19 protein-coding genes and 3 pseudogenes are annotated in these 21,725 nt (G+C 58.4%); 7 read left to right on the top strand and 15 right to left on the bottom strand.

Translation table 11 applies throughout. The annotated features are described in order from the left end of the window. The first annotated feature begins 743 nt into the window (after positions 1-743). The 3 genes and pseudogenes from EOC93_RS24570 to EOC93_RS24560 all read left to right on the top strand — a co-directional run bounded on the left by EOC93_RS24570 (position 744) and on the right by EOC93_RS24560 (position 5,490). The gene (locus EOC93_RS24570) at positions 744-2,168 is read left to right on the top strand and encodes a hypothetical protein (protein WP_127205896.1); all 1,425 of its coding nucleotides are present in this window, start codon (positions 744-746) and stop codon (positions 2,166-2,168) included. Beyond that, positions 2,158-4,275 carry an autotransporter domain-containing protein gene (locus EOC93_RS24565; RefSeq protein WP_127205895.1) on the top strand — a complete coding sequence of 706 codons (2,118 nt, stop codon included), beginning with the start codon at positions 2,158-2,160 and terminating at the stop codon, positions 4,273-4,275. Before EOC93_RS24570 ends, EOC93_RS24565 begins: the two co-directional genes overlap by 11 nt. Positions 4,276-4,518: 243 nt before the next feature. Beyond that, positions 4,519-5,490 (top strand): annotated as a pseudogene (locus EOC93_RS24560) (tyrosine-type recombinase/integrase). A gap of 122 nt (positions 5,491-5,612) precedes the next feature. On the opposite strand, the gene EOC93_RS35430 reads toward EOC93_RS24560, so the two are convergent. From EOC93_RS35430 to EOC93_RS24545, 4 genes and pseudogenes are all read right to left on the bottom strand, one after another. Continuing rightward, positions 5,613-5,738: a hypothetical protein gene (locus EOC93_RS35430; RefSeq protein WP_281032982.1), complete on the bottom strand. Its 126-nt coding sequence runs from the start codon at positions 5,736-5,738 to the stop codon at positions 5,613-5,615. Between the two features lie 134 nt (positions 5,739-5,872). Further along, entirely contained in the window at positions 5,873-6,211 is a 339-nt protein-coding gene (locus EOC93_RS24555; protein WP_127205894.1) for a nucleotidyl transferase AbiEii/AbiGii toxin family protein, read from the bottom strand. 68 nt (positions 6,212-6,279) lie between these two features. Continuing rightward, positions 6,280-6,459, bottom strand: coding sequence for a hypothetical protein (locus EOC93_RS24550; RefSeq protein ID WP_245461532.1), 180 nt, complete (start codon positions 6,457-6,459; stop codon positions 6,280-6,282). Positions 6,460-6,658: 199 nt separating this feature from the next. Beyond that, positions 6,659-6,853, bottom strand: a pseudogene (locus EOC93_RS24545) (SMC-Scp complex subunit ScpB); the annotation flags it as partial. A gap of 1,861 nt (positions 6,854-8,714) precedes the next feature. Between EOC93_RS24545 and EOC93_RS24535 the strand changes: the two are divergent. Both EOC93_RS24535 and EOC93_RS24530 read left to right on the top strand, forming a co-directional pair. Further along, the gene (locus EOC93_RS24535) at positions 8,715-10,877 is read left to right on the top strand and encodes a prolyl oligopeptidase family serine peptidase (protein WP_127205893.1); all 2,163 of its coding nucleotides are present in this window, start codon (positions 8,715-8,717) and stop codon (positions 10,875-10,877) included. A 38-nt stretch (positions 10,878-10,915) separates the two neighbouring features. Then, a complete protein-coding gene (locus EOC93_RS24530; RefSeq protein ID WP_024505687.1) occupies positions 10,916-11,614 on the top strand; it encodes an OmpW family protein in 699 nt (232 codons plus the stop codon). A gap of 737 nt (positions 11,615-12,351) precedes the next feature. On the opposite strand, the gene EOC93_RS24525 is transcribed toward EOC93_RS24530, so the two are convergent. Then, positions 12,352-12,570 (bottom strand): helix-turn-helix transcriptional regulator, encoded by a 219-nt coding sequence (locus EOC93_RS24525; RefSeq protein ID WP_029354714.1) that lies wholly within the window; start codon positions 12,568-12,570, stop codon positions 12,352-12,354. Positions 12,571-12,679: 109 nt separating this feature from the next. Between EOC93_RS24525 and EOC93_RS24520 the strand changes: the two genes are divergently transcribed. Continuing rightward, the gene (locus EOC93_RS24520; protein WP_127205892.1) at positions 12,680-12,946 is read left to right on the top strand and encodes a DUF2285 domain-containing protein; all 267 of its coding nucleotides are present in this window, start codon (positions 12,680-12,682) and stop codon (positions 12,944-12,946) included. 436 nt (positions 12,947-13,382) lie between these two features. Here EOC93_RS24520 and EOC93_RS24515 read toward each other — a convergent pair whose 3' ends face one another. Next, positions 13,383-13,616, bottom strand: coding sequence for a helix-turn-helix transcriptional regulator (locus EOC93_RS24515; RefSeq protein WP_126097360.1), 234 nt, complete (start codon positions 13,614-13,616; stop codon positions 13,383-13,385). Positions 13,617-13,732: 116 nt separating this feature from the next. On the opposite strand from EOC93_RS24515, the gene EOC93_RS24510 reads away from it, so the two are divergent. Then, the gene (locus tag EOC93_RS24510; RefSeq protein ID WP_126105024.1) at positions 13,733-14,014 is read left to right on the top strand and encodes a DUF2285 domain-containing protein; all 282 of its coding nucleotides are present in this window, start codon (positions 13,733-13,735) and stop codon (positions 14,012-14,014) included. Between the two features lie 536 nt (positions 14,015-14,550). Here EOC93_RS24510 and EOC93_RS24505 read toward each other — a convergent pair. From EOC93_RS24505 to EOC93_RS24475, 9 genes and pseudogenes are all read right to left on the bottom strand, one after another. After that, positions 14,551-15,288 (bottom strand): LuxR family transcriptional regulator, encoded by a 738-nt coding sequence (locus EOC93_RS24505; protein ID WP_127205897.1) that lies wholly within the window; start codon positions 15,286-15,288, stop codon positions 14,551-14,553. Positions 15,289-16,171: 883 nt separating this feature from the next. Next, on the bottom strand, positions 16,172-17,578 hold the full coding sequence (locus EOC93_RS24500) for an aminotransferase (RefSeq protein ID WP_127205891.1): 1,407 nt from the start codon (positions 17,576-17,578) through the stop codon (positions 16,172-16,174). Positions 17,579-18,202: 624 nt separating this feature from the next. Next, a complete protein-coding gene (locus tag EOC93_RS34980; RefSeq protein ID WP_245461531.1) occupies positions 18,203-18,658 on the bottom strand; it encodes a DUF6527 family protein in 456 nt (151 codons plus the stop codon). Between the two features lie 5 nt (positions 18,659-18,663). Further along, on the bottom strand, positions 18,664-20,118 hold the full coding sequence (locus tag EOC93_RS24495; protein ID WP_127205890.1) for a ThiF family adenylyltransferase: 1,455 nt from the start codon (positions 20,116-20,118) through the stop codon (positions 18,664-18,666). Further along, a complete protein-coding gene (locus EOC93_RS24490; RefSeq protein ID WP_127205889.1) occupies positions 20,115-20,537 on the bottom strand; it encodes an E2/UBC family protein in 423 nt (140 codons plus the stop codon). Before EOC93_RS24490 ends, EOC93_RS24495 begins: the two co-directional genes overlap by 4 nt. Then, positions 20,537-20,782, bottom strand: a complete 246-nt coding sequence (locus tag EOC93_RS24485; protein WP_127205888.1) for a multiubiquitin domain-containing protein — start codon at positions 20,780-20,782, stop codon at positions 20,537-20,539. The genes EOC93_RS24490 and EOC93_RS24485 overlap by 1 nt, the downstream gene beginning before the upstream one ends. Before the next feature lie 197 nt (positions 20,783-20,979). Continuing rightward, the gene (locus EOC93_RS34975) at positions 20,980-21,135 is read right to left on the bottom strand and encodes a hypothetical protein (RefSeq protein ID WP_245461533.1); all 156 of its coding nucleotides are present in this window, start codon (positions 21,133-21,135) and stop codon (positions 20,980-20,982) included. A gap of 232 nt (positions 21,136-21,367) precedes the next feature. Continuing rightward, positions 21,368-21,478 (bottom strand): annotated as a pseudogene (locus EOC93_RS34970) (AsnC family transcriptional regulator); the annotation flags it as partial. Positions 21,479-21,544: 66 nt separating this feature from the next. Next, positions 21,545-21,725, bottom strand: a 181-nt coding sequence (locus EOC93_RS24475; protein WP_206532269.1) for a fumarate hydratase C-terminal domain-containing protein, incomplete at its 5' end; no start/stop codon positions are given.

Raw genomic sequence — 21,725 nt, 5'->3', positions numbered from 1 at the left:
CAGCTACGCCGCCAGAGCGTCCTCCGCAGCCTGCTTGATCAGCCATTCGATGTGATTTGACCACATCTGCAACACCTCGCGCTTCTCCTTGACGTTGCTATAGAGATTGTAGATTTCGCCAATGTCTCCGGTTCGGGCTCACAGCCCGTCCATATAGCCGCCAGTCTGCTGCCTTCGAGTGGCCCATGTTGGCCGCGGCCAGGAAGTGGCGACGATTGAAAGGACAAAATCAGTTGCCGAAACTCATCGCAGGTGACGGTCTGGTGGCAATTTGGGCACATCTTGTGTCTCGTCGCCAGTAAACACGGATGCCCGGCAGGAGACTGAGCTCGCTGCCGGCGGAAATCGTAGAGCGCCAGCGACGCATTCTGATCTTTCGTCAGGCAGTCGACCGCCTTGGCATACGCCTCGGCCTCCATCTCGATCGACCTGAACCGGTATCTTGTGCGCCATCCGGACGATCTGGGAAAGCTTGGCCGGGCCGGCGCCTTCCCAGGCGCACGGGAAGAGCGACGACCCATGTGGACCTTGGATTTCACTCCGCACTTACGCTGCTTTGGCCTTGTCAGCAGCCTGAGCATAAAGCGTGCTCAGCTTTCAGGCCGAGCACTCTTCCATTGTTGACAGCATCTGTCGTCATTCAGGATCGCCCCATTTTCGCATGCCGCTTGCAGCTTTCAGGCTGTTGTCAGCCAGGGCCGCCATAAAGGGTCTCGTTAAACAACATTCAGGAGGCCGTTCCAATGATCAATCAGTTTGCGAGACTTTTTCGAGGACCAGGTATGCAGGCTTGTTTCAGGACAAAGAACTTTCTGGCGGCAACCACCGCGATGACGACGGTATTCCTGCCGGCTGTGTCTCTCGGGGTGGGTCTGGTAGCATTTCCAACTGGAGAAGCGTTGGCCGACGACCCGATTTCGATCCCGCTGGAGTATGTCGGGGAAGGCCATGACCGCCTGGGCATCTGGGCCAAGATCAACAATGGCAACGCGCAGCGATACGTATTCGACACGGGCTCGGACCAGCTCAACACGCAGATCGGGTCAGAGGTGACCGGGGTCCGCCCGATTGCCGACACGCCTTACGTATATACGTACGGGGACGGAACGTATGGTAATAAGCTTCAGAACGTGGAAATTGATAAATTTACATATGTCGATCCAGATCAAAAGATAACGATCGACGGGCCGTCTGTAAGCGATAAGAAATACCGGGCTGCTCGCATTCTCGATTTTGTCTATACCCATGCGTATTGCGAGGACAACAATCTTAAGTGCACGCCGGAACCCGTGACGGATGGACTTAAAGATATGTATGGTCAGGATCTCCAAGAACCTTATCACGCCGATAAGGAGCAGCGGGCGAAAATGACCGCTGGCAAGATGGCAGACGAAGGCGGCGATTTCGCAGGTACATTCGGGGCCGGCGATTTTCTTGGCAAGACAAGTGTCTGGGGCATGATGGGCAGTGTCACCAGGTCTGGCTACGTGGTCTCCGCCAATGTGAATCCGGATTCCGAGAGCGATCAAACGCCTGGCTGTTCCCCCTGCACGATTGTCAACCTCAATCCAAGCCTCCGGGCCCAATATACTAATGCCATGCCATGGGGAGAACCCGAGGAAAAAGATCAGGATTCTTATCAGAATTTTCCTGGCTCTGGCGCCAATGCCTCGACCGAATACGAAGGCAGCTACAATCTGCAGTACACGGTTAAGGATGGAGCCCCACCAATCACCGACCCCAACAAGACCGCGGTATTGCTCGACACCGGCACACCGGGCGGTGGCAGTCTGGAGATCAGTGATGCGATGCTGAAGCAATTTCAGGATGCGGGCGTCGAACTTAAAAATGTTCGAAAAAATGAGCAAGGCGAGATTGCAAGCGCATCGGGCAACATCGCGAGCGTTACAATCGCAGGAACGGATGGCGATCCGGTAAGGCTGGACAATATCGACTTCACCTACACCAGCGGCACGACGGAACAACCCAACGACCAGACCAGTTTTGTTGCCGGTCTTGACTTCTTCAAAAACAGATCGGTTTTTCGATCTGGAGAAGAAGTATACCGCTTATACGTCACATTTCGTCACTGCCAGCAACTTCTCTACCGATTCATCCGCACCCGAAGGGACCGGTCTGAGCAGGATAACGACGAGCATGGGGAATGAGGGCGGGTTCGGCATAGCGGGTGTCGTCTCCGGCTCCGGATCGCTGACGCTTGATACAAAGACGGTGGTTCGGATGACGAATGTCAACACCTACACCGGCGAGACGAATATTGCTCAGGATGCCTATCTCTCGCTTGCGGGGCTCGGCAACATCCAACGGTCAGCGAAAGTCGTTGCAGACGGCACGCTCGATATCTCCGAACATGGAAATGGCAGCGACTATTGGGGAATCTCCGACGCCTACAACGATGCCCGTATTCGTAGCCTGAGTGGCAGCGGAACGGTCGAACTGGGCAAGCGTACCCTGGTGCTAACGGCTTCGAACGACACTTTCGCCGGCAGCATCAACGACCTCGACGTTGATAACAATAATATGGGCGGCAAACTATTCGTTGCCGGTGGCGTGCAAACGCTGAGCGGAAAGAACAATTTTTCCGGCATGACGACGGTCGGTTCCGGCGCGGGATTGCTGCTTGCCGATACAGGTGTGCTTTCCCATGATGCGACCACGTCCGGCTTTCTCGGGAATGACGGGCAGATCGGGGGCACGGCTATCGCAAACAGCGGCGGTGTCGTCGCAGGCGGCGGCACCTACGGTGCGGTCACCATTTCCGAGGGCGGCACGGTCGCTCCTGGCAGTGCGACCGATCCGAGCAGGATCGTCACCACACTGACTGTCACGGGCGATTTCGCGCAGCAGTCCGGATCGATCTATCAGGCCGACCTCGCAAGGTCGTCCGATCTCATCGATGTTGGCGGAGCAGCGGCGATCGACAGCGGCGCGCAGATCGAGCTCCTGCGGCAGGGAACGCTATCGGTCGATGCCCGATATACTCTGCTCTCCGCAGCAGGCGGCGTAAGCGGCACCTATGGCGGGCTGACGGGGGCTCTGGCGACAGACGCGACGCCCTTCGTCGATTTCCAGCTCGTCTACGATGCCAACAATGTCAATCTCGATATCAGCCGCACATCGACGGCGTTTGCCGATGTAGCCAGCACCTTCAATCAACGCTCGGTCGCCGCAGCGGCTCAGGCGCTTGGAAGCGGTAATCCGATCCAGGACAACATCCTGTTCCTGACGACGCCGGAAGCCCGCAACGCTTTCGATATGCTATCAGGCGAGGTTCATGCTTCCATTCATAGCGGCCTCATCGAGGACAGTCATTCTGTACGCGATGCCGCGAGCGAACGGATCCGTGCGGCGTTCGACGGCGTCGGTGCCTCCAGCGTTCCGGTGATGACTTATGGGCTGGGTGGTCTGGAACTGGCCCCGGCAACGAGTGAGAATTTCGCCGTATGGGGCCGTGGCTTCGGCGCCTGGGGTCATCTCGACAGCGACGGCAATGCCGCCGGTCTCGATCACTCGACAGGCGGCTTTCTGGCTGGCGGTGACGCGGCTGTCGGCGAAAGCTGGCGGCTCGGCCTCATCAGCGGCTACAGCCATACCTCCTTGGAGGCGGACGATCGCGCGTCGTCGGGCTCGAGCGAGAATTACCATCTCGGTCTTTTTGCCGGCACGCAGAACGGCAATCTCGGTTTTCGTTCCGGCCTTGCCTATACCTGGCACCGCATCGAGACCGGCAGGTCCGTGGTCTTTCCAGGCTTCGCCGACAGCCTTTCGGCCGATTACGACGCCGGCACGTTCCAGGCCTTTGGCGAGCTCGGCTACCGTATCAATACGGCTTCGGCTTCCTTCGAGCCCTACGCTAATCTCGCTTATGTGAATTTTGACGCCGATGGCTTCACCGAGAAGGGCGGCGCAGCCGCCTTGTCGAGCGGGGATCGCTCGAGCGACACGGCGTTTACCACGCTAGGTCTGCGTGCGTCGACGGTACTGACCCTCGGCACCGTGACTGCTACCGCGCGCGGCGGTCTTGGCTGGCGCCACGCCTTCGGCGACGTCAGGCCGGATACCGCTCTTGCCTTTGCTGGCGGTTCCTCCTTCGCCATCGAGGGCGTGCCGATCGCAAAGAACGCAGCTCTGCTCGAAGCTGGGCTGGACGTAAACATCACCGAGAACGCGACGTTCGGCATCGCCTATCAGGGACAGATCGCCTCGGATGCCCAGACACACGGGTTCAGCGCCAAGCTCGGCGTCCGTTTCTAAATCACCCGCAAAAGAGATTGGTTATGAAGTCAGTGAGTGCATTTTCTTTTACCGTCGTTCTCGGCTCAGCGACGGTGATGTCTGTGTCCGCCGCGCGAACGGACGATGCCTGCTACAACAAGGCACAAAGCCTATGATGACGCAATGTTCAATCGACGACCTGAAGCCAGTCGATGGCGAGCTTGACAAGCTCTACAAGGAGATGGAGACCCGGCTCAAAGAGTCCCGGCGCATGTCCAGGAACTGGTCGAGACCGCGAGGGACTACAACGCCACCTCGGAGAACACGCGCGACGCCTACCCCAAGGATTGGCGGCATTTTTCCTCCTGGTGCCGGCGCGCTGGCTTCGATCCCCTGCCTCCGGGCTCGAAGGTGATCGGGCTCAATATCAGCGCCTGTGCCTCGGGCACCGCCGCCGGCGATCCGAAGCGTGGCGCCCCTGCCCTTTCGGTTGCGACCATCGAGCGGCGGCTTTCCGCCCTCGCCTGGAACTTTACCCAGCGCGGCCGGCCGTTGGACCGCGCGGAGCGGCATATCTATACGGTTCTTGCCGGCATTCGCCGCAAGCACGCAAAGCCACCGCGGCAGAAAGAGGCGGTCCTGGCGACGATCTGCTGGCGATGATCGCCACGCTCGGCCACGACCTCAGGGCCTGCGCGACCGCGCTATTTTGCTCCTGGGCTGTGGCGGCGGCCTGCGGCGCTCCGAGATCGTCGGTCTCGACGTCATGCGCGACGACAACAGCGATGGCGCCGGCTGGATCGAGATTTTTGACGGCAAGGGCTGCTGGTCACCCTGCGCGGCAAGACCGGCTGGCGCGAGGTCGAGGTCGGCCGCGGCTCCAGCGACCACACCTACCCCGTAGTCGCGCTCGAGAGCTGGATCCGCTTTGGCCGCATCGCACGTGGACCCCTGTTCCGCCGCATCTTCAAGGACAACAAGACCGTCGACGTCGAACGGCTCTCCGACAAGCACGTCGCCCGCCTGGTCAAGCAGGTGACGATCGCCGCCGGCGTCCCCTCCGATCTCCCGGAAGGGTAACGGGCGCTGCTGTTCTCGGGCCACTCGCTGCGCGCCGGACTTGCCTCGTCGGCCGACGTCGAGGAGCGTTACGTGCAGAAGCAGCTCGGCCATGCCTCGGCCGAGATGACCCGCAAATATCAGCGGAGGCGCGGCAGATTCCGGACCAACCTCACCAAGGCGTACGGGCTCTGAGAAACCCCTCCCCTCCCTCGGTTGGTCGCTAGGTCGTGGGGGTCAGGTTCTTTGAGTGATGACAACACCTCGTCGAGCACAGCGAACGCGCGTCCAGACTGTCGGCGGCCGACGCTTCGTAGTCAGGGCATGATCATCAGCTGTGCAATGGCGCGGCCGACGAATTCATTGTTGAGTTTTTCCATCCGCTGTCTGGTTCGAGCGACCTGTTCTGGGAGCGCACGCAGAGCGTTGACGACCTCGTCCAATTGCGACCGGGCTGCGGCGGCGATGTCGAAGATGTCGCGCGGGTTGGCTTCCGAAATCCCCGGTAATAGACCTTCTTGGCGATGATTTCCGGGATGGTCTCGAGCCGCACGGTCCTGCCTTCCACCACGCGGGTCTAGAACGGCTTCGTTGTTAGCGCTCCGGCAACGATGAAGTCGATTTCGCCAACGTCTTCGAAGGCGAATTTCTGAAACCGAAGCCCGTGCTCCAAATAGTCGGACGGCATCGTTTCAAAGTGCAGGCGGCTTTTGGATGGTCGATGACCGAGCAATTGAGGGTCGTCGAGGAAAATATCGATGTCGTGGCTTTCGCGATGGCCGATCTGGATCATCATAGCCGTTCCGCCGCCAAATGACCATTCAAAGTCGTAGCCCCGGCATTCCCGCGAAGCTGGTCGATCAGGTCGATATAATACGAAAAAGCCGCCGCCATTCGGACGGGCGTCGGCTATCATGTCCAGCCATTACGCGGCGAGCGGATAGCTTTCGCCGGACCAGGCAGAGAACTTGGCGGCAAAAGCCTTCATCTCGTCGACCGAATGTGGTGCGCGGTTGCGAACTCGACTTGCTGGGCGAGAGGGACCTCGCCGAGAAAGGCGCTGACATGAGCGGGATGCTGCTTGGCGAAATCGAGATCCGCAAAGCAATAGGCCAGCGCCGCGTCGTCCAGCTGTACGCTGCAGGGCGCGTTCACGGTCGTCAAGACGGATGCCAAATGCTTGCTCATAATGGCCGCAAGGTAATCGTTTCGGGTCGGAGACACAAGTTGCCGCCTCCTTCGCCGTAGAGTGGCCCGATACAATCACGATCGATATTGCCACCTTATCGATAGTGATCGCAGAGTTCCCTGATTCGACTCTCAACCGCTCATATCAAGCGATTACTTCCATGTATTTGCTGCGCTAGCCCGTCCTGGCCTTGGAGTGTCGCTCCTCACCTCCTCCACCACTCACCAGCCCGATGGGAATATCGCCCGCCAGCAGCTTCTCCTTGCTGAGCAGCGCGGCAACCTCAAGCGCCTCGAAATCGGGCAAATTCCGCAGTGTGTCGAGGCCGAAGTGCAACAGGAAGGTCTTGGTCGTGACGTAGGTGCAAGGCGTGCCAAATTCAGCGGGCAGGCAGACGTTGACCCACACTTAGAGCATTGAGGCACTCGAGCCGCCCTCAGGCGGTGCCTCAAAAGCTCGCGGGCCAGATCGCCTCGGTTCGGAGACAGACAGGCTCAAGATATCCACGCCAGAAACGGCGAGCTGGAGCGTATGCTCGGCATTGCGAAGAAGAACATGTTGGCCTTTGCCGGGCGCCAGGCAGGACCGTCGCACGACATGGCAATGCCAAGAGTTCGCACGGCGTTGTCTCCGACGATGCTGGCAGATGTTCTGCAATGACTGGCAACACATGGACGCACCAGAGCGGAACCAGAAACGATCGAATTTCGCCAATAAGACTCGGCGAAACAGAACACCCCAGCGTAACAGGTCGCCGGCCGACGCGACCAGGTCAAGCAAGGGTTGGTAAGACCAGCTATTGGCCTGCTGGCTTGCAGCGGTCACCTCACGCTGGAATGCTGGATTGCGGCGCAAAAACTCCCATGCCCTTTCGCGCGGCGTCATACCAGTGGTGCAGTCATATGATCGTTCATCCCGCCAATCAGCCTCGACCGCGCCAGTCACGAGAACTGCAGGCACGACTGTGCCCCCTTGCCCGCCCCCACGGACGTCCAAACATCATGCAATTTGGCAAAGCACCGGCGCCGAAGCCACCCGACCTCGATGACGCCATTTCGTCGAAGCATGTGTCGTCGGCACTGTGCAGGGCAGAAGCAGGCTGTCGGTCCCGCGCAGCGACAGCAAGCGCGGCCTGAGCATGCGAAGGGAGTCGCTTTGATAGGAGTACCCGGCTGGGTTCCGTTCAGGACGTTCCCTGAAGACTTGGTGGCGTGGCGGTGGCTTCGACGCTGGTTGTGGGCAGGTTGTCGTAGCCCGGGTGCAATAAGCTTAGTCATCTAGGTCTCCTGGGGGAAATTTCCGCCATTGGGGGCCAAGTGCCAGCCCGTAGTTGTACAGGTGAAGCCGACTGGTCAGTGGACCGCAAAACGAAAGGCGCGCCGCTTCTCTTTGGTGATGCTCGCGCCGCGCTTTCTTCGCTGACGGTATGGAGATGAAGCGCGGCATGCCCCTGTAGCAGCCGATTTCACAACCAGACTTGCGCCCGCACTGCCCCTGTTGCTGCGGCATACCAATGCTGGCGTCAGGAAGACTTCGTTGACCATTAGCCGTCTCGCTGAGATACTACCGAGCCCGAGCTCCCCTATCCTAGACCCTCGTATCGCATATCGGACGGCCCCACATCAGCCCAAGTTGCCATGGGGACCAGCCCCATGCGTTCGCCCGAATGCAGCTTCCTGGCTTGATCGACAGCAATCCAGGGGACGGTGCAGGCCAAGATTGCGGCAGGGCTTGGGCCCCCCACCCTTCTCCTCAGAACTCCGCTGCTTCCAGCTGGCGGCTGAAACTCACAGGCGCAGCCAGCTTGGTCTCTAACCGCATTGATCGCATCATGGTGTCTGCCATGAATCCGTGTGCGTGAAGCGCTCCAGAGCGAAGATGTTGGGCGTCAACCAGGTTCACTCCAATGAGCTTCACTTCTCGAGTTCTGCACGGTGTCACCGACTGGCGCCGGAGGTTGATCCGGTGATTAGGAGGAGCACTCGTTGTCGGATTCTCGACGATGTCGGACATGTGACACAACGCTTCCAGAGCGATCGCGTTGTTCCGAAACGATTTTCCCAGTTGGCACGAAGGTTGCGGCCCTATGCGCAAAAGCACTGCGATGCCGCACCGACTGGAAGAACTCATCAATGATCACGCTTTTCGAACATGTGGGCGCCGCTACCGGCACTGAGCGTTCCCGAGCCGACGGAAGCCTCTATCCCTTCTTTCTGAAGGCTGTCCGGACATGAACGCATTTGATGTCCGTCCAACGCTGGATGCTCCCGACGACGATCCCTATGTCTGGCTTGAAGATGTAGAGGGCGAGCGGGCACTTGCCTGGGCCGCCGGCCAATCGGCAAGGACTCTGAAGCACTTCGGTGGAACGCAGTTCGAGCGCGACCGCGCGGCTCTGACAGCCATTTTCGACAATCGCGACAATCTTCCCCTGATCGCGCGCCGTAGTCAGTACCTCTACAATTACTGGCGAGATGACGGTAATCCACGCGGACTGTGGCGCCGGACCACCCTTGCCGCCTACATGAAGGCGGATCCCCAATGGGAGCTAATGCTCGATCTGGATGCTCTCGCGGCTAGCGACGGAGAGGACTGGATCTGGGACGGCGCGTCCATCGAGCCGGAGAGACGGGAAAGAGCCGTTCTGCGCCTGTCGCGCGGCGGCAGCGACGCGGTCGTGCATCGCGAATTCGACCTGATCTCTCTGAGCTTTGTCGCCGACGGCTTCAACCTCCCCGAGGCCAAAGGCTACGTTAATTGGCTGGACCCTGACACGCTTCTGCTTTCCAGTGCGCTTGGTAATGGCATGGCCACCCGCTCCGGCTATGCGCGCACCGTTCGACTGTGGAAGCGTGACGCGGATCCCCTCACCACGCCGGCAATCTTCGAGGCCGGGTTCGAAAGCTTCCAAGTGTCTGGTCATTCGGACCGCACCGGCCGCAGCGAGCGCCTTTGGTTCATCGAGCAGCCGGCCTTCTTCGAGAAGATCAGCTGGATCGGCGATAGGAGCGGGCCGAGGAGGCAGATCGATCTTCCTCGCGACGCGCCGTGGCGGGTCTTCGGCGACTGGCTGGCGGTAAGGCCGCGCAAGCCCTGGACGGTGGGAGGCACCACCCATCCCGCCGACGCGCTGATCGTCATCTCGCTTTCCTCTTTCCTCGCCGGCGGACGCCGTTTTGAGACCCTGTTTCAACCAGGGGAAAGGCGCTCCATGCAGTCATTCTTCTGGAATGACGGGAAGCTCATTATCTCTTACCTCGTCAATCTCGCACCGCGTTTCGAGATGTTCACTCCCGGCCACCAGGAATGGACGCGCCGAGTCCTGAACACCCTGCCCGCCGAAGGTACTGTCGACGTCTGGTCATTCGATGCGGCAGTTCACGAGACCAATGGAGAGGTCCTGATCTGTGCTCAGGATCCGATCACGCCGCCACAGCTCTTGCTGTTCGATCTGAATGCCGCGCCGTCTCTCAGCGCTTCAGCAATCCTGAAGCGCAGCCCGGAGAATTTCGATGCATCCGGACTGGTGGTCACGCGCCACGAGGCAGTCTCTATCGATCATGAGCTGATCCCCTATACGCAGGTTGGTCCGGCGAACGGGAACGGAGATGCTCCGATTCACCTTTCCGCTTATGGCGGGTTCGGCGTATCACTCCTGCCCTACTACAACTCCCCGCTGGGCAAGCTGTGGCTCGAGCGCGGCGGCACGTGTGTGGAGGCGAACATCCGCGGCGGCGGCGAGTTCGGCACCCGCTGGCACGAAGCCGGGCGCAGGGAGGGCAAGCGTCTCGCCCATGACGATTTCGCCGCCGTTGCCGCCGACCTCGTGCGAAGGGGCATCACCCTGCCGAGGCGGATTGCCGCCGAGGGTGGCTCAAATGGCGGCCTGCTGATCGCAAACATGCTGACCCGCTATCCTGAGCATTTCGGGGCTCTGTTCTGCACAGCACCGCTTATCGACATGCGTCGCTACACCAAGCTCTTGGCGGGCGCGAGCTGGATCGACGAATATGGCGATCCGGACAAAGTTCACGATTGGGCTTTCCTGAAGGAAATCTCCGCCTATCACGCCGCAGCGCCGGGACAGCCCTATCCGCCTATCATGATCGCCACCACGAAACGCGACGACCGCGTCCATCCGGGCCATGCGCGCAAGATGGCCGCAAAACTGCAGGCTCTTGGCTATCCCGCTTACTTCTACGAGGCCAGCGCAGGCGGGCACGGCTGCGGCAAGGACAATCGGGAGCAAGCCGCATTCATCAGTCTAGGCACCAATTTTCTCCGCAGCGCAATCGGCTTCAACGATCACCTTCCGGAGACGGCGGAACGCGTTGCAACGCAAGAGGGGCATTTGAGGTCCATCAACAATTCATTCGAGCAGGAGACGAAATAGTGCAGTGCATCCTTTCTGAACATCAAGGAGTGAATCTCATGGCGAGAACGCGAATGGGCGTAGCGCGGGCAACAGCAGCGGCGGTGGCCCTGATCATGGTGGGACAGCAGGCCGTCGCCGCGGAGCCTGCGCAAGCAGAGACCGTCCTGGCGGAGACGGGAGCCTCGGTCACCGAAGCGCCAATCCCTTGGCAGGTCCGCCTGCGGGCGTTGGGCGTCGTTACGAAAGATCTGGGCTACGTTGATACGCTTCCCGGCTCCGGTCTTTCGTATTCGGACACGGTGACGCCGGAACTCGATATCTCGTATTTCTTCACCGACAACATCGCCGCCGAACTCATACTCGGTACCACCTATGCCAACATCGCGGGCCAAGGGACGATCGGAGGGTTGGGCAACATCGGCAAAGTTTGGCTGCTGCCGCCGACGCTCACGTTGCAGTACCATTTTACCGATCTCGGCGCGTTCAAACCTTATGTCGGCGCCGGCGTGAACTACACGATCTTCTACAACCAGGACACTGGCAGCGCTGATGCTCTCAAGGTGAAGAACACGTTCGGCACGGCGCTGCAGGTCGGATTCGACTATATGGTGGACCAGCACTGGGGCCTCAACTTCGACGTGAAGAAGCTTTTCCTGAAGCCGGACTTCGACGTCACGGTGGCCGGCGCGAAGCTGACGGGGAAGGCGGAGCTCGATCCCTGGCTGATAGGCGCAGGTGTCACCTACCGCTTTTGAATATCAGAGTGAAGTCTGCTTCCCGACTGCCGGTTTAAATGAAGGGCGCCTCGCGCGCCCTTTTTTACGGTCGACACTGCAGGGCGAGACCTCATGAAGCCGATTGTCGAGGGCGGGGCTCTCTTCCGGCGGACCAAGAAGGTGCACTGGCCAGCAGGCCTCGCGCCTGAGATGGAGTGCTTAGAAGCGCTTTGGATCGGGACGGGCTTTGGTATTGTGGGTGGAATGCTTCAGCCAGACTATTTGCCAGCATCGTCTCCCGGACGTTATGTCTGAGCTTCGTGTCAGCGCAAGGCGAACACGCGGCTCCTAGATGCCGACACGATGGCTGGTTCAGCCATGCTGCGACAGTTGCCTGTTTTTTCGGTTCCTTTGCTGTTCGCGCGCTAACCGCAACGCTCCATACTAGTCTCGCGTGCCTGTCCCCGTGGGGCGGGCGACAGAAAGCGATTAGGCCCGCTGAAAGAGGCAGACCGCATCCGAAGGACCGTAACCAAGAGAAGGACCTGAAGCGAGAGCGAAGGTTGCGGCAGGCCGCGGCGGGCCTAAAAGGGAATGCCGACCACCCCACGTCCCAGGAAAAGCTGACAAAAACGCAGCGGCCGACTGTCCAATAGGGTGCGCCCGCGCGAGGGCGAGCTAAATGGCAGGGGCTGCCGGGGGACCTAAGAAAAGCGTGGGCTCACAAGCGCCCGGCGCGCACCATCAGGCCGCCAGCTACTTGGAGGGCGGGTGCATCAGGCCTGTTTGTCGGGCCGAACCAGATCCATGTGGCTGACGCCGAGGGCCAATGCCAGTTCATAGATCGTGATAATTGTCGGATTTCTTCGGCCTTTCTCCAAGCCGCTGATGTACTGCTGACTGAACCCGGAAATCTCCGCAAGCTGCTCCTGCGTCAGGCGCTTCCTTTGCCTGATCCTCTGCACATTCCGTCCGACCAACTTGCGCATATCCATGCACGCAAGCCAGCGGATCAGGCGCCTTGAGTTTATCAACTATAATATGTAATCCACATTTAGCAGGCACAGGGCTTCGCGGGTCCATTGGCCGGAGATAGAATTAGCGATGTTGCAGCCCAGATCGAACACGCCGTTCGCCGACGAGGCCCCCTGGTCGGACCGCATTACAGCCTACGACAAGGACCACTTTACAACCTATATGAGGCTCCTGGACGCCTCGGCCGACAACGCCACTGAAGAGGAAATGGCCCATGTGATCCTCGGCATTGATCCGGCACGCGAACCTGAGCGCGCACGGAACGTTCTTCGCAGTCATCTCGACCGTGCAAACTGGGTGGTGACGAGCGGCTACAAGGATTTGTTCGCCAGTTGACGAAATGGGCGGTGCGGTCGCTTCGCTTCAAGCAACGAAGTCGCGTAACCACCATGCATCGACGCATCACCACAGCGCGGATGGCCCAGCGCTTCGCTGTCTCATCATTTTGTCCTCCGCTCGCCAATGGCTGCTTCCCAGGAATGGGTGCGGCGGCGAGTCATGACAGGAACGGGTCCGCCGTCTGAGCCGCACCGCATCCGAAGGGCCGGATGGACAACCTACTGAAAGCTCACAGCTGGCTAAGGGTTGCGGGACGCCGCGGCGGGCCTAGAAGGATACGGCGCCACCTGCTGGGAAAGGCACAAACAGAGAGAATTGCGAGAGTCTAACGACGCGCTAGGAGGCGCAGCGGAATGGTCGAGACGCCAGAGCCAAGAAAAGCGGGGATCAACCCACCGGCACACGGCACGCGCGGTGAGGGCGCGGGCGCCCACTACGTGCGCAGGCTCAACAGAATCTCACACGGATCAGCATCGAGGGCCGCAGTTACGTCGAGAAACTCAATGATATCGAGACGCCGCTCGCCACCCTCATATTTCGCGACGAAAGATTGCGGACGACCAAGCTTCTCAGCCACCTGCGCCTGCGTCAGCCCTTTGACATTGCGCAGTGAGATCAACTGGGCCAGAAACCGCTGGTGGCGGGGAGATCGAAGAGATTTGGGCATTTAGGTGAACCGGTCAGGTAGAGACCGGCTCAGCGACTAATCCCCGTTTCGGATTATCCCATTTTGGGATATTCTGCCTTGGATCCAGCGATCAACATGCGAGGTTCGCGGCAGACATGAATCGATCAACGGGAACAGATAGGACTCAAAGCTCAACACTGCTCGACGAAGTCCCTTGGTCTGACCGTCTTACCGCCTACGACAGGGCGCACTTTACCATCTATATGAGGCTCCTGGACGCCTCAGCCGATGAGGCGCCCGAAGAGGAAATGGCCCAACTGATCCTCGGCATTGATCCGGCACTTGAACCGGAGCGCGCCAGGAAGGCGCTTCGTAGTCATCTCGACCGTGCGAACTGGATGGTGACGAGCGGCTACAAGGAATTGTTCGCCAGCTGACAAATTCGCAGTGCTCGGTCATAGAAGCAGGCAGTTCCTGTGGCAGCCATTGGTCAGGCTGATCGGGGCCTGCACCACAGACGCGCCGGCAAAATGGACCCGGTGGCGAGCACAATTCAGTTCCCAGGAAATCGGGTTTGGGCAATTGTCCGCGTCTGACGTGATAGAAGGTTCCGCTCTGTCTGGATGGGTATTAGCCCGGAGCAGCACTCCATATCGTACCGGCGCTCGACGAAGGGTCCACCTCTTCGCTTTCAAGCCGCATAACCGATAGCCATCGCCCTAAGTCAAGGGTTAGAGATTACCGGCAGGCAGGTATGCAAGCGGGCCATCCTCGGAAACTATATAACCGCACGACTAGCTCGTCAGCGACGAAACACCCGCTCGAGCACCCATAGACTATGATCACCGGCGCGGACTGGAAGAATACGGCTGCATCGCCCGAGCCGGCGGAACAGAAGATCTCGGCATGCAGTCAACGCTCGATACAAAGCGCGCGATCGAATGGCCCGAGCACAAGGGGATCAAAAAGCTTCTCAGAGAATTGAGGACCCTTCGGACCCCAAAAGGGCTATAGCCTGATTTTGGGTTCGCACGCCTAGCTTCTTCTTGGCATTGTCCAAATGAAAAGCGATCGTGCGTGGCTTGATGCCCAAGATGCGGCCGGTCACCCAGGCTGAATTACCCCGCGCTGCCCACCGCAGGCACTCATATTCGCGGGATGTCAACGAAATCCCATCCACTGTTCGATCGCTCGGCAGTTTGCGGCGAACGCAACGATGAAAGCAGGCCGCCATCAGTTGAAGAGCTTGTTCGTACCGCTCAGCGACCCGAAGAAATACTGGACGAGGCTCATCGGCGGCAAAAGTAACCGCAGCGATGCGGCCGCGGAGATCGACAATTGGGATCGTCAAACCGCAGCAGATGCTGAATTGAGCCGCCTCATCGAATAGCTGCTGTTGAGCCGGCGACATTTTATCGCCTCCCAAATTCGATCCCCAGTGAAACGGGCAGCCGCCATTTCGAGCACGCAAGACCACAGGATCAAGTTTCTCATACTGATTTTCCAGATACTGTCTGGTCCAGCGGGGTGGATAGTTCGAAATTAGCCTCGGTTTGACGGAAGGCCGTGCTGGCAAGGAGAGGTAGGCAAAGGAGATTAGGTCAAATCGTCCGGCCGCCTCAGCCATGGCATCCCGGAAATCTGCTTCATCGATACTCTGTGACAGTCTTTCAAGGAATGTCTCGAAAACACGTGGCATGTCCCTCGTCATCGTCGCGCTCGATTCTTCCTCTTTCTGCACGCCTTCCGGCTGCGTCGTGTATGTCCCGACAAACGCAATTGACTTCGCGGGCGTCGCTGGGCTGACCAGGCTCCAGAATGCTGCCACACTTTCGATCTTCGCCGGTCATCCCAATCATGCTGGGCTCGCCCGATGGGCGTCTGGCAGACGCCTCTTGATCCTTCAACAGCTCAATCAGAGAATCTCCATGCATTAAATCATGACCGCCCCTGCACCGTCCAAATCAGGAGAAATCATCCTGCGCTGACCAAAAGCCATCATTGACCCCAGCTTTTGCAGGAATTTGGGTCGGCACGAGCATAACAATTCGGATAGCCGCTCATCCCCCACCCGGGGCGCCGTGATCCGCAAAGAAGTGTTGCGATGCTTTCTTTTCTTTGATAGGCAAATCGTCTCAACAATATTAAAATGCCTTTCCTTGTGAACGGGGTGGCGTGTGAGTATCGTCCTTTTAAAGGAAGATAACCTTCGGCATTGCCGCACTTTGGAACCGGCGACCGTGGCCCGCTGCAATGATGTAAAGGGCACGTCTAAGCTCAATGTGCATCGGAACGTGCAGATGACCTTTACCAGACCCTCGATTCCGCACGGGCCATAATGATACTGATTACGTGGGTCAAAAAGGGCGCCCTGCCGGCGGGGAGGTACACCCGCAGGGCGCGCCGCACAGAGGTCCTGGTCGTTGGGCAACAGGACAGCGGCGGCAGAACTGATTCGGTTACAAATCGTGACTGAAATAGCCCGGAGCATGCTCAAGATCAGATATCTGGAATTCAACAGTTTTGGGTCTGCTCGGCGCAGTAGCGCGCAGGGACATGCCTGCCTCCGGACTCGCTCCTTCGCGATCGCAAAATCATACGGCACCCTCGGCCTTCAGCGCGCGATAGGTGGTATCGACCGACTTTACCGTCGCGTCGACAATGATGTCGATCTCTTTTCGGGTAATGATCAGGGGGGGTGCATAACCGAGGATGTCGCCATGCGGCATGGCCCGTCCGATGACACCATTCTCGAACAGAGCAGCTGCAGTGCGCACCCCGACCTGAAGGTCGGGTTCGAATGGTATCCTTTGTTTTGGGTCCCGCATCATCTCTACGGCCGACAGGATACCCACTCCGCGAACTTCACCAACGATGGGATGTCCCGCCAGCTCGGCCTTCATCCGGTCTTGCCAATACGGTCCAACATCGCGGACATGCTCCAAAATATTTTTTTCTTTAAGCAGTCGAATATTGGCGAGCGCGGCTGCGGCACAAAGCGTGTGCCCCGAATATGTCCAGCCGTGGCCGAGTGCGCCGTGCTTCTCAGTTCCTTGTTCCAAAACCGACCAGACACGGTCGCCAATGATTGACCCGGAGATGGGGAGGTAGGCGGAACTCAAACCCTTTGCGATGGTCACGAAATCCGGACGCATGTTATACAGGTGGGAACCGAACTTCTCGCCGGTTCGCGCGAAGCCGCAGACCACTTCATCGGCGATTAGAAGGATATCGTATTTGTCGAGCACCGCTTGAATGGACGTCCAGTACCCTGTGGGGGGCGGCACAATACCTCCTGTCCCAAGTACCGGCTCTCCAATAAAAGCTGCAACCGTTTCCGGTCCTTCGGCCAGGATCAAGGCTTCAAGCTCATCGGCACAGCGCCGGGAGAACGCTTCCTCGCTCTCCTCGATACGCGCCTGGCGGTAATAGTGCGGCATGGTTGTATGGCGCACCAAATCCAGAGGCAGGTCGAAGAAATTGTGGAAGAAGGGAAGGCCAGTTAGGCTACCCGTGACCAATCCAGACCCGTGATAGCCGCGATTTCGCGAGATGATCTTTTTCTTTTCGGGCCGGCCAAGAATGTTATTGTAGTACCAGACCAGCTTGATGTTGGTTTCGTTGGCATCGGAACCGGAGAGGCCGAAATAGACCCTTCGCATGTTCTGACCGAAATACTCGACCACGGCCTCTGCCAACAGGGCGACCGGCTCCGTACCTTGGCTGGCATAGACGTGCGCGAACGGCAATTCGTGTGCTTGCCTAGCAATGGCCTCGGCGATCTCCGTGCATCCATATCCCATATTGACGCAGTAGAGCCCTCCAAAACCGTCGAGGCTCCTTCGGCCTTCGGTGTCCCAGATATAGACGCCTTCCGCACCGGCCATAATCCTATTTGGCGTTTCGCCTCGGCTGTGCTTGGCCAGATGCGTAGAAGGATGAAAGACGAAGCTTCTATCCTTCTCCCGGAGTTGCTCGGTTCCCAGATTGCTCAAGCGCATGTCCCTCTCTCCTCACGATACAATGGCAGGGGCACTAGGCCGGCCAGCTCATTAGCAAGCAGTATACCGGAAACACCTCTCAAATTTCGCGGGAAAGCACGTTTTGGCCGATGAATTCGCGGAATCGGGATCAGATGCCGTGGAAATCAGGCTTGGGAGCGTACTTTTGCCAATGAGCGGACACCAGGCCGTTCTCCTGATACAAGGTAACCACAGAACCTGCTCGAGATAGGTGAGGAATGCGTCACCGTAATCACAACGAAACTTTTGCATCTACTGCCATGCGTAAGCGGCCACTCGCCCAGAAGTCCGGGCTCAATCGACCGCTCGGTCTGTGCCGCTCCAACCATCTCGCCCAGCGTGATGTTTTATGCTGCACGCATTTACCGAAGCCCGACGATGCAGCCTTAGCGCATAGAAAGTTGGGCTGACGCGGCGTCTACGCGCGTAGCCCTGCGAACAAAGTCTAACGTGTTGCCGTACTCACATGCGGTCAGCCTGAGCCCACAAGAGCACCATCCAAGTCTCGCTCCTTCCCATCATCCCTAATCAAAGTGGATTGCATCCCATCACCCGCACTGCCCCTCGCTACACGCAAACGCGTCGTCGGCTCCAGGTCCTGCTCTAGAGCTTTCTCGCGTATACGCCTGGTCGGGCTCGGCAAGGCTCGACACCGGTGTCTTCACACCAGTGGACTCTTCCGTCACTGAGCCAGAAATGGCTTAGGCATCCCTTGGTTCTCCAAACCGAGGGATGCAACGTTGGCCGGCCCTCCAGGCTCACCTCAATGCGCCACCTGGGATCATGTGGCGCGTGCGTTGGCAACGAAACCACGTCGCCACACCCACAGGGGCACCTAAAGAGTGCCCAGTATGGTCGGCCCTTGTGCACGACGCTGATGAACTGTCCCGGCCGAACCGTGTCATTCGAAGGGCTCTTTTCTACCACATGAGTGCGAGCGAAAAATATGTCCGCGGGTGGTGCCTTAGAAGGATTTCGGTCCGGCGGTGTTTTTGGACTGCGTCGACCGAGAATGACTTCCTCTAGCCACCGCAGGAGTCTTAGCAGCCAGAACCACATGCGAATCAACACAGCTTGCCTAGTGACGGCATGCTGAGCCGATAGCCATTCTCTGGCGCGAGCAATAAACCATCTGGACCGCAGCAAAAACAATCAGCGTTGTCCTTTGGCATATTGCTGTAAATCACCATGTGCACGAAATCGTACCATATATTGTCACGGCGAATGTCGCTCGGAAGCCGCCGAAAGGGGCGCACCAGATCAAATAATGTCGCTACTGCCACGTCGGCAGTCGCACTGGTGAAGGGACCTACTCCGGGCGCCCGCTCCCCGCCCCCGACCAGATAATACTCTTCCCGGAGCGTCTCTGGATCCAACTCCGCCAGCTTCGGGCGCGCCTTCAGTGCACTCTCGTAGCTGAGCTTTTCCTCAGTGACGACGCCTTGGCATCTTAGGCACCCACCAGATTCGGGAAGAACTGTGCTAACCCGGCCTCTATGATCACGTAGGTACGGCTGACGGTCCTGGTCGAGACCAATCTTGCCGGTGAGCCCGCAGTCGATAAGCCCTTGGCAGTAATAGTACACGGCTTGATTGAGAACTTCCCTTCCAGCGACATCGTCAGTACAGCCGAACACCAGGTCGGCGCTGGAAATCGCATCGACCGCTTCTGGAGACTCGTTCACATAGGCCTCAAGGGCAACGACAGTCACCATCAGGCCCAGATCTCGGATATATCGGGCTAATGTGGCAGCTTTGCTCTCGCCTACATCGCAACGGCGATATCCGCGGACGCGGTTGAGATTGCTATCTTCGAGCAAATCGCCATCGACAATGACGAGTTCGCCTACACCCGCGCGTGCGATGAGTGTGGCGACTGAAGACCCTGTTCCGCCTCCTCCGACGATTGCTACGCGCAACGATCTGAGCTTCTCGTTGAATGGTTCGCCAAAGGCAGCCTCTTGGCGCCTTAGCACTTCCGATGGTGCAGCATCGACACTGTTGCTGATGTGAACTGCCAGTTCCGTCCTGAGCACACAGACATGCCGGACGTCAGTCGCGCGGTTAGGGGCAGCGCCGGGCCGAACTCTCGCACGCCAATGTCCGTCGGCCAAAATCATAGCAACGAGTGATACCTCAGGGCCATTGCAGCCAGCGTATCCCCTTAGAATGCTTTGTTCGTTCTGATCATCCTTCGTCGAGAAATCCAGAACGCCCCTTGGGTGACTATGGGCAAACCCCAACTCGAGCCGTTCCTGCTCGCAACGAAAGTAGATATCCTGGAACTTGCGGAGATTAATGCGCAAGTGCACCGGGGAGCTGTCCAGCACCCAGTCGCCGTCCATCTCAATCACGTCAACAGCCACAAAACGCGCTGACGGCGGCAGACCCAGTACAGCTCTCTCAATTTTGCGGAAGAGGACGAGCGCGCCGCGCTCGTCGCCGTGAGGGTGCCCGGTCAACCAGCTCTTGAGCCTATCATCGAGAGAACCGACAATCGAAATGCGATGTCCGTTCATGAGCGCCTCGCGTCAGGGTACTTAAACGCCCACGAGATCCGGTCCATGATAGTCTGGACGTGGTCGACCTTTGGCTTCCAGGGATTTTTATACCAGTGTCTGGACCACCGGCAAAACACTGTCCCCTTGTGCATACGCGAATCCTCATTGGGACCAGGCCCGCCAGTATTTGGTATTGGCTTGCCGTCAGCCCGATGGAGGCGTGGGTGAACCCAGAACATGTCGCCACCCGAGCTATTGTAATTCTCCGGAATAACATACAAGACATCGACCACGTCTGCTGGTTTACCACCTCCCTGATAAATTCCTTTCGGCAGCGGAAAGCTGTTGAATATAAGAAAACGGGTGCTCTCTTCTTCCTCAAAATTGACGCCGGCTTTGTCGAGTGTCTCGTAATCGGAATCGAACAAAAGAGGCATTATTCATTTCCGGCTTCGGAACTTGCATCTTGGGCGTAGAACTTTTCGATCCCCGGTGGCAACAAATCGATTGGGTCATCGCGCCCAACCAACTTGCCGGGCTGGCCCGGCCGTTTCACATAAAGGTCCATGCTATCTGGTATGCCAGGACCTACGCCTCGCACCTCGAGGCCGGTTATGAACCGGTTGTCCCATTCATAGTTTTCGTTTTCGATTCTGAACTTGAACTTCTCTTTCGCAGCCATAAGCTTCGATCCTTCTCTCGCAGTTGCGTGGTTTCAAGATAGCTCTGGCAATCCCCCTTCTCCCGTTGATTGAGAGGACGCTCGACCGGCCGCCTCTTATAGGGGAAGCGTTCCTTTGGGTTTCACGGGAATGCGCGTGTTTCGCCGTGGAATCCGCGGAATGGAGATTCATCCCGTGAAGATCAAGGCTTGGGAGTTTACCGTTGCCTTAATGCAGATAGAGGGATTGGCGCGTCGGCTTTCACAGGTTTGGTCACCACAAGACTGTAGTATTGATCGATCCCCAAGCCGGCCCGCAGCAACCCCTCCATGAAATCCTGATAAGCAGCCATGGAAAGTGATGCGACGCGCATCAGATAATCGATCCTTCCCCCGATTGCCCAGCAATCCAAAATTTTCCGGAAATTCTTGGATCGCAACCTCGAAGTGTCTTTGGTCTTCTAGGCGATGACGGTCCAGCACGACCGCCACCATTACAAAGATCATGCCACCAATGAGGGCTGGACTCAGCCGAGCGTAGAACCCCTCAATAATCCCTGCAGCTTCGAGTGCACGGAGCCGATCCGAGCAGGCCGAGGCCGATAGATGAACGCGCTTGGCAAGCTCGGTCTTTGAAATCCGACCGTCCGACTGAATTGCGGAAAGAATCCGGATATCCCAGGCGTCCAGGCGCACAGGATTGGGTTTTGCCTTCATGACCTTCTGCTCTCAAGCCGTTTTCGGAATGGAATCGATCCTGCCAACCGAGCTGGCCGGAAAGACTCAAACACCGATGTTTCGTGCGATGCTGTCGGCCGCCATACGCTTACGCCACTGAAGAGGCCCGGAATTGTGAATGGAGTTTCCCTCAACATCGACAGCCATGATGACGGGCATGTCCTGCACATCGAATTCATAGATGGCTTCCATGCCCAGGTCTTCAAAGGCGACAATCCGCGCCGCC

The organism is Mesorhizobium sp. M6A.T.Ce.TU.002.03.1.1, assembly GCF_003997275.1.
GTDB classification, from domain to species: Bacteria; Pseudomonadota; Alphaproteobacteria; order Rhizobiales; family Rhizobiaceae; genus Mesorhizobium; species Mesorhizobium mediterraneum.
The sequence above is the reverse complement of the archived record's forward strand: the minus strand, read 5'-3'. Positions and strand labels throughout refer to the sequence as shown.

Excerpts from the sequence above, each read along its gene's own strand:
- EOC93_RS24555 (WP_127205894.1), bottom strand. The coding sequence starts at position 6,211 with ATGATAGCCGACGCCCGTCCGAATGGCGGCGGCTTTTTCGTATTATAT.
- EOC93_RS24505 (WP_127205897.1), bottom strand. The coding sequence starts at position 15,288 with ATGACGAGGGACATGCCACGTGTTTTCGAGACATTCCTTGAAAGACTG.
- EOC93_RS24525 (WP_029354714.1), bottom strand. The coding sequence starts at position 12,570 with ATGGATATGCGCAAGTTGGTCGGACGGAATGTGCAGAGGATCAGGCAA.
- EOC93_RS34980 (WP_245461531.1), bottom strand. The coding sequence starts at position 18,658 with ATGTGGTTCTGGCTGCTAAGACTCCTGCGGTGGCTAGAGGAAGTCATT.
- EOC93_RS24530 (WP_024505687.1), top strand. The coding sequence starts at position 10,916 with ATGGCGAGAACGCGAATGGGCGTAGCGCGGGCAACAGCAGCGGCGGTG.
- EOC93_RS34975 (WP_245461533.1), bottom strand. The coding sequence starts at position 21,135 with ATGCGCGTCGCATCACTTTCCATGGCTGCTTATCAGGATTTCATGGAG.
- EOC93_RS24485 (WP_127205888.1), bottom strand. The coding sequence starts at position 20,782 with ATGGCTGCGAAAGAGAAGTTCAAGTTCAGAATCGAAAACGAAAACTAT.
- EOC93_RS24490 (WP_127205889.1), bottom strand. The coding sequence starts at position 20,537 with ATGCCTCTTTTGTTCGATTCCGATTACGAGACACTCGACAAAGCCGGC.
- EOC93_RS24515 (WP_126097360.1), bottom strand. The coding sequence starts at position 13,616 with ATGCCCAAATCTCTTCGATCTCCCCGCCACCAGCGGTTTCTGGCCCAG.
- EOC93_RS24520 (WP_127205892.1), top strand. The coding sequence starts at position 12,680 with ATGTTGCAGCCCAGATCGAACACGCCGTTCGCCGACGAGGCCCCCTGG.
- EOC93_RS24570 (WP_127205896.1), top strand. The coding sequence starts at position 744 with ATGATCAATCAGTTTGCGAGACTTTTTCGAGGACCAGGTATGCAGGCT.
- EOC93_RS24500 (WP_127205891.1), bottom strand. The coding sequence starts at position 17,578 with ATGCGCTTGAGCAATCTGGGAACCGAGCAACTCCGGGAGAAGGATAGA.
- EOC93_RS24565 (WP_127205895.1), top strand. The coding sequence starts at position 2,158 with ATGGGGAATGAGGGCGGGTTCGGCATAGCGGGTGTCGTCTCCGGCTCC.
- EOC93_RS24495 (WP_127205890.1), bottom strand. The coding sequence starts at position 20,118 with ATGAACGGACATCGCATTTCGATTGTCGGTTCTCTCGATGATAGGCTC.
- EOC93_RS24510 (WP_126105024.1), top strand. The coding sequence starts at position 13,733 with ATGAATCGATCAACGGGAACAGATAGGACTCAAAGCTCAACACTGCTC.
- EOC93_RS24535 (WP_127205893.1), top strand. The coding sequence starts at position 8,715 with ATGAACGCATTTGATGTCCGTCCAACGCTGGATGCTCCCGACGACGAT.